General features: G+C 68.8%; 1 protein-coding gene. It reads left to right on the top strand.

Annotation, left to right across the window (positions count from 1 at the left end; translation table 11 throughout):
• Nucleotides 1-130 precede the first annotated feature (130 nt).
• The gene (locus VGJ14_00315; GenBank protein HEY2830836.1) at nt 131-1219 is read left to right on the top strand and encodes an IS110 family transposase; all 1089 of its coding nucleotides are present in this window, start codon (nt 131-133) and stop codon (nt 1217-1219) included.
• Nucleotides 1220-1617: the final 398 nt, after the last annotated feature.

Here is a 1617-nt window from a genome sequence, read left to right as displayed (position 1 = left end):
GGCAACCGGCTCGCGTCCTGGACCGCTTCACCGTGCAAAGAGCGAGCGGCCCGGTCAGGTATCTACGCCTGCAGTGTGAGGGTCCTCCGTCCTTCCTCGTCGCAGTCGAGGACGTGGACGGCGCCAACCGATGCGCTGGTCACATCAGCAGAAGCGCTCAGTGAATGTCATGAAGCCGGGGGCCTCCCCCGGAGGCACGCTTACTGCTGACCAAGAGCGTGTCGGAAGGAGGCCGGTTGTCATGGTGCACGTCGGGTTGGACTTGAGTCGAACGCGGCTGGATGTTCATGTGATGGACGAGGCGGGCGCGCCGTTGGCGGTGACCACCGCGGTGCCTGATCGGGGCGGGTTGGCGGTGCTGGCCGAGCGGATCGGCGGGTTCGGCGGGCCGGTCTACGCGGCGATCGAGTCGATGAACGGCGCTCGCTTCGTGCACGACCAGCTGGAGCTGGCGGGCTGGCAGGTGGAGATCGCCGACGCCCAGAAGGTCAAGGGCCTGGCCCCGCTGGCCTGCAAAACCGACAAGATCGACTCCTGGGTGCTGGCCGAACTGTCGCGCCGCGACCTGGTGCCCGCGATCTGGCTGCCCACCCCCACGGTGCGCGCCGAACGAGAACAGGCCCGCTGGCGGCTACACCTGGTCCGCCACCGCACCGCGCTGAAGAACCGCATCCACGCCACCCTGCTCGCGTTCGGCCACCCCTGCCCGGTGGCCGACCTGTTCGGCGTCGGCGGCCGGGAGCTACTGGCGCGGTTGGAGCTGCCCGAACCGTGGGCGGCCGACACCGCCGCTGCGCTGCAGCTGATCGACCAGCTCGACACGGAGATCACCACGTGCGAGCGGGCCCTGCGCCGTCTGGGCGCCGATCATCGCTATGTCCCGCTGCTGATGACCACCCCCGGTGTCGGGTGGGTGCTCGGCTACACCATCGCCGCGGAGATCGGCGACATCACCCGCTTCCCCAGCCCGACCAAGCTGGCCGGCTACACCGGGCTGTGTCCGCGGGTCTACCAGTCCGGCGGCAAGGACCACCGCGGCCCGCTGAGCAAGAACGGGCCCAAATACCTGCGCTGGGCATTGATCGAAGCCGCCACCCACGCCGGCCGCCATCCGGTCTATGCCGAGCGCTACCGGCGCACCAAGACCCGGTTGGGTCGCCAACGCGGACCCAAGATCGCTCAGGTCGACCTGGCCCGCCGACTGGCCGAGGCGATCTGAACGACGACCTGGACGCGCGGCTGCGCGGCTGCGGGCGGTTGACCACCTGCCCGGACACCTGCAGGTTGTGCACCCACCCGTTGAGGTAGATCCGGTCGAAGCACTCCAGATCCAGACCCACGTGCCCATCCAGGATGTCGTTCACGGTCACCACACGGGTCGCCATAGCGAACCTCCCGGGGAGCGGCGTCAGCGCAACCCCGCCAGCCTGCCCCCACCCAACCGCGACGTCACCCGCGAACCCGACCACCACCTCGGCGGTCAGACCCGAATCCGCGAGTAGCAGCCGGATGATCTTCGACGTGGAGAAGTGATTTTGCTGCTGCCCGATTTTGGTGTGCTGGCAGCGTGATGGCCCGAGTGTCGCCTCGGGTGGGCGTGGTTCCGGAAAGGGGGTT

The sequence above is a fragment of the Sporichthyaceae bacterium genome (assembly GCA_036493475.1).
Classification (GTDB): Bacteria; Actinomycetota; Actinomycetes; order Sporichthyales; family Sporichthyaceae; genus DASQPJ01.
Note: the sequence above shows the minus strand (reverse complement) of the source record. Positions and strands in the feature narration are given on the sequence as shown.